Raw genomic sequence first — 6,984 nt, forward strand, 5'->3', positions numbered from 1 at the left:
TGCGGGTTGGAAATAAGCAAATTCATTTTCCTGATTATGTCTCTTGCTCTGGAACCCTTGATTTAGCGGTCTGTATGAGATTGCTACCTCAGATGGTTTAATTGGTTTTGAGGTGGTGCGCCCTTATTCCACACGTACCTAACTTAAGCGGGGCCATGCAAGTGTGGGAGCCTGTCTGAGCAAGAGACATAATCAGGTTCATTTTTGTTGTTGATTACACAAAGCGGTATTTAGCAAGAAGGGGGATTTGTTTGTAAAGCCAATTTTAAAACTGCCTCCATCGCCATCGCTAATCGCTCCTCCCTTGCCCCTTCCACCACTACATAATTTGCCCCGCTGGCTTTTAAATCTGCTTTGTAAAGATCAAATAGATAATCTCTGTCGTTTGGGTTTTCGCGCAGGGGGTCTGGCTCCCAAGGAAGATCCGGGCGGGTGAGTAGGTGGAGTCTGTAGTCTTGGGGGCGGTAGAGGGCGCTGAGTGCAGCGGGGCAGTGGCCGTAGCGCACTTCGGCCCATATTTTGCACACGAGTGCGGTGGTGTCGCAGATCAGTAGCGGGGCATTGTGAGCCGCCTCGGCGGTAAGCTGGCCCCGGGCGATGGCGATGATGTCGCTTAGCTGGTAATCATTGCTGCCTTTTTGCGCAAAATATTCGCGCACGTACTCGGCCACCCACGGCGCATTGAGCGCTGTGGACAGATCTTGCGCCAGGGTGGATTTGCCGCAGGATTCTGGGCCGACGATGGCGATTTTCATGCGCTGGCAGTCTCTTTTGCGATCTCTTTGCGCCAGCTTATCCAGCCTGAGATGGCCAGTGCGGTCAGGATGACGTAGAGCACGGCGGTCAGGTGCAGGCCTTTATAGGCGTAAACGCCGGAGGCAATCAGATCGAGGACAATCCAGTACGGCCAGTTTTCGATTTTTTTGCGTGCTTGCATCCATTGGGCGATCAAGCCAAATACAAAGATGCCTGAATCAAGCAGGGGCAGATCGGTGGGTAAAAACTGTACTTGAAAGCGGGTGACAAGCAGGGTGAGTAGCAGGCCGCCGCCATTAATCAGTAGCCATTCGCGGCGGCTGAGTTTGCTGATCGGCAGCGAGTGATCCGCTGCGCTACGCTTCCACATCCACCAGCCATAAATAGCAAGTGCGGCGTAGACAAATTGCAGCAGGCTTTCGCCAAACAGCTTTGCATCAAAAAACAGCCATACATACAGTAAGCTGGCGATCAGTTGCAGGTGCCAGGTGAGCACATGGCTACGTGTTGCAAGCCAGATTCCTAGTAAGGAAGCGATAAAACCAATGATTTCTAATATAGACACAGACAATAGGTTCCTGATTTAAGCGCGCTAAGGCTATATTGCTAAGAAGAAAAAGGAAAGCGTCGTTATGAAAGAATTTGGAGGTGGCCGGTTTAAAGTCGTCAAGGAGCTAGGGCAGGGTGCGCAGGGCTTGGTGTTTCTTGCGAATGATACGCAGTTGGATCGGCTGGTGGCGATTAAGGTGTTGCACAGTCATTCGGTAGAGTGCACACATGAGGCCAAAGTGGTCAGCCAACTGCAGCACCCCAATATCGTGGCGCTTCACGATACATTGGTCAGCAATGGCCATCCTTGTTTGATCTTTGAATATGTAAAAGGCCAGACACTGGCGCAATGTTTAGATACCAAAGGCGCGATGCAGCCTGTGCGTGCGGTAGAAATCATTTGCGGCGTGCTTGAGGGGCTGGCCTATGCGCATAGCCAAGGGCTGATTCACCGCGATATCAAGCCGCACAATGTGATGCTCGACGAGCAAGATCGTCCCCGGCTGATGGATTTTGGGATTGCCGCCAAACGGGGCAGCAAAGAGCCGGGCGAGATGATTGGCACTGCGGGCTATATGGCGCCCGAAATGATGCAAAATCTGCCGGTGGATGCCGAGGCGGATGTATTTGCAGTGGGCATGACACTGTATCAGATGCTAACCGGCCGGCCCGCTGCCGAGGGCGAATCGGTTTATACCATTTTGCACCGCGTGGCTAACGAGCCTTTTGTGCCGCCTTCCAGCTTAAAAGAATGTGTGGACGAGAAGCTCGATCATTTAGTGATGGTGGCGCTGTTCAAAAATCCGCAAGAGCGCTATAACGATGCGCATTCTATGCTGCTGGCGCTGCGTGAATGGCTGGGCGGCCAGCACGTGCAGGAAGGCGGCGAGGGCAGCGGCAATAGCACGCTGGATTTCTTGCTGAGGCGAATGCGGCATACGGCGGATTTCCCTGCCTTATCGCAAGCTGTAACGGCGATTAATAAAATTAGCGAGGGCGATGCCGAGCGCTTGCAAGTGTTATCCGAAGTGATTTTGCAAGACTTCTCGCTGACCAATAAATTATTGCGAATTGTAAACTCTGCCAGTTATGGCCATTTTGGTGGCACGATCAGTACGATTTCCAGAGCAATTGTGATTTTGGGCTTTGATGCGATTCGTAATTTAGCGATTACCCTGCTGTTATTTGAGCATATGCATAATAAGGCGCAGGCCTCGGCATTGAGGGATGCCGTATTGAGCGCATTTTTTGGTGGCATTTTATCGCGGGAGTTGGGTAAAAAAAGCGGTGCACGCGATGTGGAAGAAGGCCTGATCTGTGGCATGTTTACCGCGCTGGGTAAATTACTCACGGTGTATTATTTCCATGAAGAAAATATTGAAATTAATAAACGGCTGCAAGCAGGAAGTAATGAAGATATCGCCTCGGTGCAAGTGCTTGGTTTAAGCTTTAGAGAATTAGGCATAGGCGTGGCGCAAAGCTGGAATTTTCCTGAGCGTATTATTGCCAGCATGCGTCATTTGCCAGAAGGGGTAATTAAACCGCCGCAAAATCAAACTGAGCGCTTACGCTTATTTGCCAACTTGGGGGCCGATTTAGTGCCCCTTGCGCAAATGTCCAAACCCGATGCCGGGCGGGCATTAATTGAGATGGAAAAAAGACTAAAGCCCGCCTATGCCTGGAGTGCACGTGAATTGGGTGATTTATTAAAAGAAGCGGCGCAAATGTATTTAAGCTATCTAGGTATTTTGGGTGTGGATACGCGGCAGAGTGATTTTGCCAATCAACTGCGCGTATTAACCGGTGTATTAAGTGAAAAAGCCAATGCACCGCAAGTAGCCGATACCATGGACAGAGCCCAATTGCATACTCGGCAGTTTGATTTGGAATCAGAAGTCGTGCCGCCCGATGAAGCCTTGGTGCCTGCCGCAGAATCACTTGCGGCAGGGGTGCAGGATATTACTAATACCTTGGTGACTTCATTTAAATTAAATGATTTACTCAGAATCATTTTAGAAACCATGTATCGCAGCATGGGTTTCGAGCATGTATTAATTGCTACGCGTGATCCAAAGAAAAACCAAATTGTAGGGCGTTTTGGATTTGGTGCTGATATTGGCGACATTATTCCACGCTTTCAAATTAGCCTAGATAAAGCAGTGGATGTATTTCAGGTGGCAATGGAAAGAAACGCTGATATTTTTATCGAAGATATCAATGTGGAATCGATTAAATCCCGGGTTCCCAGCTGGTATCGCAGCGCACTGGCATCGCAAACCTTTATTATTTTTCCACTGGTCTTAGAAAAACGCACCATCGGCCTGCTTTATGCCGATAAAACCAAGGCTGGGGATTTAAAAATAGCAGGTAAAGAATTAAACCTGCTTAAAACGCTGAGGAATCAAGCGCTGTTGGCGATCAGGCAAAAGCAGATGGGATTGTAAAAGGGGCGGTATAACCTTATCTGCCATAATGTAAAGCAGTTCTTTACTATCAAAACTTCATTCTTCGGAAGAGTATGTACAAATATTTATTACTTGCGGGTATTGTTTTTATGTTGTCAGCATGCTGTAGTTATCAAACGACGGTTAACGAGACACGCTGGGCAACAAAGAATGCAAATGAGCCTTTAGCAAAAGCAGAGATGCGATGCCAGAGTGCTGTAATGTTGCTTGCCAGACAAGAGGCTAAAAAATATCACTTACACACACAAGAACAACTTTGTACCGAGATATACAGCAAGGCACAAATGACCTTTGTTTCTCGCTCAGGTAAGGTACTAGATAATGATAGCCCTCGATCAATAGCCTATCGGGCCACACTTTATGAGCATTGTTTGGCCGAAGATAGAGAAGAATTAAATCAACGTTCGAAAGAAAATGCTGAAGGGCTCTATTTTGATAGGTGCATGACTGAGCGGGGTTTTTCTCAAGAGACTTATCAAGTGCAGCGTTGTCAAGACGGGTTAAATTTCATGTAATTTTTGAGCTTTTTAGGACGGCACGCTTTGTGCTAAATCCCATCAACGTTAGGGGCGTTCGTAGGTTGGGTTATGCTGGTTTATCCGTCCTTAAATAGGCGAATAAACTAACTAACCCAAGCTACAAAAATATCATGGCCCTCGGATTTTTCTTAAGTTGATAGGATTGGCTTTGTGCCTCCCTATATCTCAATTAAGCAATCAATTTGCCTGTAAATCGATCTCGATTCGCCCAATAAGCGCACTTAGGGCATTTCTCGCCAATAGGGTAATCGCTGCCTTCTTCGTGTGGACAGCCTAAAATGCGCTCGGGTGAAATCACTGAAAACGTACCGTGTTTAGTAATAAACGCCAAGACTTCAGCAATAACAGGCCCATTTTTACGAATATCACCATCCTCATCCAGCCAGCGTTCCAGCGCAGTCACTTCGCCGTCTTCTTCCTGAATGATCCCTACAGATACTTTGTTCGCCAGTTGATCGTTCGGCCCATAAAAAGTAACGGTTGCGATTGGATAGCCTTGGAAGCCGCGTTTGGCTTTTTTCTTTAGCTTGTCCTGATACCACGTGGCTTTGAGCGACATACTTAACTCCCAGTTTTGAGCTGCGCAGTTTACTCAGCTTGGGGGGAGGCGTCATCTTTCAGGCCGTGAGTACCTCGCCTCGTGAGCTGACAGGCCGAATCTCGGTGGCCTGAGACCAGACCACTTGCCAGATATCATCGCGCATCTCGTAAAAATCGGTATGCCAATATTGAGCGGGCGGCACGGTATAGCCACCAAAGATCACGGAAAGGCTTGAGCGATAGCGGATGATGGCGGCAGAGCCAAATACGCGCACCTCGATGGTGGCAGGCTCCCAACTTAAATACTTAATATGCCCTGCCGCAATTGCCCCTAAATACTGGGCTTTGCTCAATGTGTCGCCAATCGGGGTAATAAGCTGAAAATCCGGCGCGTGTAGGGCGCTGGCGGTTTCGATATGGCCCTGAACCAGTGCCGATAATCGGGCGTGCTCTGTTTCGCGGATGAGGTTGGCAACGCTCTGTGTCATGAAAGGCTCCAAGGGTCTTTAGCTTTGAGGCTATAGCTTAGATCTGTAAATGTTGCGCTGATGCTATTGTAATGAAAATGATTGCTTTACGCAGTACAGGCCTATGCTCACCTTGCGACATCTGTGTATTCCTTCGCCCTTAGCCCGTGAGTGGGTGTAAGCTTTGTGCTTGGCTTTGGGGGTGTTTATGCAAAATTTTAGTTTTTACGCGCCGACGCGCATTCATTTCGGGCAGGGGCAGGTAGCGCAATTGGCGGCAGAGATTCCTGCAGCTAGTCGTGTGCTCCTAGTTTATGGAGGCGGTAGTATTAAGCAAAATGGCGCTTATCAGCAGGTGATGGCTGCTTTGTCTCAGCATGCAGTGCTGGAGTTTGCAGGCATTGAAGCCAATCCAGAGTACGAAACGCTGATGCTTGCTGTTGCAGAAGCCAAAGCTGCCAAGGTAGATTGGATATTGGCGGTGGGCGGTGGCTCGGTGATTGATGGGGCTAAATTTATTGCGGCCGCAGCGCTCTTGGATGAAGAGATTGATCCCTGGCTGATTGTGGGTAATCGCACCCCGATCAAGCGTGCTTTGCCGATTGCCGTGGTGCTGACCTTACCCGCCACAGGGGCTGAGAGTAATTTTGCCTCGGTGATTTCCCGGCGTGCCACACAAGATAAAATGTCGTTTAAAAACGCCTTGGTTTTCCCGCGATGTGCCGTGCTCGATCCTGCCCTGACGCTTAGCTTGCCAGCGCGGCAGATTAGTAATGGCGTGGTTGATGCTTTTATTCATACTACCGAGCAATACCTCACCTTTCCCGCCGAGGCGCGTTTACAAGATCGATTGGCCGAGGGCATTTTATCGACCTTGATCGAGCTAGGGCCGATTACGCTGGCAAATCCTGACGATATCGACGCCCGCGCTAACTATATGTGGTGTGCCAATCAGGCGCTGTTTGGCTTGGTAGGCGTTGGGCAGCCGCAGGATTGGGTTAGCCACGCCATCGGCCATGAGCTGACCACGCTTTATGATATGGATCATGCCCAAACACTGGCCGTGGTGCTGCCGAGCTTACTGCGCTATTGCTTTGACGATAAATTACTCAAACTCGCCCAATATGGCCGCCGGGTGTGGGGATTGGCAGGCAGCGATAGTGAAGTAGCTCATGCGGCCATTGATGCCACGGTCGATTTCTTTGAGCGTATGGGCTTGCCTACGCATCTGGCTGCTTATGGCTTAAATGCCGATGAAGTGGCGCTGGCCGTTGGCGATTTATTACCCAAGCACAAGGCTTTCCCTCTTGGGGAGCGCGGTAAGCTGACACTGGCAGATTGCATGGCAATTGTGCGGATGGCAGGGTAGATGGGAAATTGATGCGACGCAGAGTTAAATCTTGAACCACAGGGGGCGCAGAGAACATAGGGCTCCACAAAGAAAACCAACGATTAGATGGTTTTTCTCTGTGGAGCTTACGGGTTTTAAAAGTGGCGTAACACCAATCCTATCAACAGAATGGAAAGTTTTGCTTAGGGCGGGTGCAACCCGCGAAATAGGTGGGTAGGGTAAGGTTCACACTCATAGGTAACACATTCGTCCAAGGACATAGGTAACACTTCTCTGGTTTGTGATACGCACAACTGGAGTACGTGATGCCGTGGAAT

Annotated in this window: 7 protein-coding genes; 3 read left to right on the plus strand and 4 right to left on the minus strand. The window is 49.4% G+C overall.

Annotated features, from left to right (window positions below; all coding sequences use genetic code 11):
* Positions 1–230: 230 nt before the first annotated feature.
* Both ACFQNF_RS16115 and pnuC read right to left on the minus strand, forming a co-directional pair.
* Positions 231–755 (minus strand): AAA family ATPase, encoded by a 525-nt coding sequence (locus tag ACFQNF_RS16115; RefSeq protein ID WP_380188949.1) that lies wholly within the window; start codon positions 753–755, stop codon positions 231–233.
* Entirely contained in the window at positions 752–1,321 is a 570-nt protein-coding gene (gene pnuC / locus ACFQNF_RS16120; protein ID WP_380188950.1) for a nicotinamide riboside transporter PnuC, read from the minus strand. The genes ACFQNF_RS16115 and pnuC overlap by 4 nt, the downstream gene beginning before the upstream one ends.
* Before the next feature lie 67 nt (positions 1,322–1,388).
* Here pnuC and ACFQNF_RS16125 point away from each other — a divergent pair, with 67 nt between their 5' ends.
* Entirely contained in the window at positions 1,389–3,749 is a 2,361-nt protein-coding gene (locus ACFQNF_RS16125) for a protein kinase domain-containing protein (protein WP_380188951.1), read from the plus strand.
* A gap of 74 nt (positions 3,750–3,823) precedes the next feature.
* Positions 3,824–4,285 (plus strand): hypothetical protein, encoded by a 462-nt coding sequence (locus ACFQNF_RS16130; RefSeq protein ID WP_380188952.1) that lies wholly within the window; start codon positions 3,824–3,826, stop codon positions 4,283–4,285.
* A 193-nt stretch (positions 4,286–4,478) separates the two neighbouring features.
* Here the strand turns inward: ACFQNF_RS16130 and ACFQNF_RS16135 are convergent, their stop codons facing one another.
* Complete coding sequence (locus ACFQNF_RS16135) at positions 4,479–4,868, minus strand: hypothetical protein (protein ID WP_380188953.1); 390 nt, start codon at positions 4,866–4,868, stop codon at positions 4,479–4,481.
* Between the two features lie 58 nt (positions 4,869–4,926).
* Positions 4,927–5,337, minus strand: coding sequence for a nuclear transport factor 2 family protein (locus tag ACFQNF_RS16140; protein ID WP_380188954.1), 411 nt, complete (start codon positions 5,335–5,337; stop codon positions 4,927–4,929).
* Between the two features lie 187 nt (positions 5,338–5,524).
* Between ACFQNF_RS16140 and ACFQNF_RS16145 the strand changes: the two genes are divergently transcribed.
* Complete coding sequence (locus ACFQNF_RS16145) at positions 5,525–6,685, plus strand: iron-containing alcohol dehydrogenase (RefSeq protein WP_380188955.1); 1,161 nt, start codon at positions 5,525–5,527, stop codon at positions 6,683–6,685.
* The last annotated feature ends 299 nt before the right edge of the window (positions 6,686–6,984 follow it).

The organism is Iodobacter arcticus (assembly GCF_042664895.1).
GTDB classification, from domain to species: Bacteria; Pseudomonadota; Gammaproteobacteria; order Burkholderiales; family Chitinibacteraceae; genus Iodobacter; species Iodobacter arcticus.

Excerpts from the sequence above, each read along its gene's own strand:
- ACFQNF_RS16115 (WP_380188949.1), bottom strand. The coding sequence starts at position 755 with ATGAAAATCGCCATCGTCGGCCCAGAATCCTGCGGCAAATCCACCCTG.
- ACFQNF_RS16125 (WP_380188951.1), top strand. The coding sequence starts at position 1,389 with ATGAAAGAATTTGGAGGTGGCCGGTTTAAAGTCGTCAAGGAGCTAGGG.
- ACFQNF_RS16130 (WP_380188952.1), top strand. The coding sequence starts at position 3,824 with ATGTACAAATATTTATTACTTGCGGGTATTGTTTTTATGTTGTCAGCA.
- ACFQNF_RS16135 (WP_380188953.1), bottom strand. The coding sequence starts at position 4,868 with ATGTCGCTCAAAGCCACGTGGTATCAGGACAAGCTAAAGAAAAAAGCC.
- ACFQNF_RS16140 (WP_380188954.1), bottom strand. The coding sequence starts at position 5,337 with ATGACACAGAGCGTTGCCAACCTCATCCGCGAAACAGAGCACGCCCGA.
- ACFQNF_RS16145 (WP_380188955.1), top strand. The coding sequence starts at position 5,525 with ATGCAAAATTTTAGTTTTTACGCGCCGACGCGCATTCATTTCGGGCAG.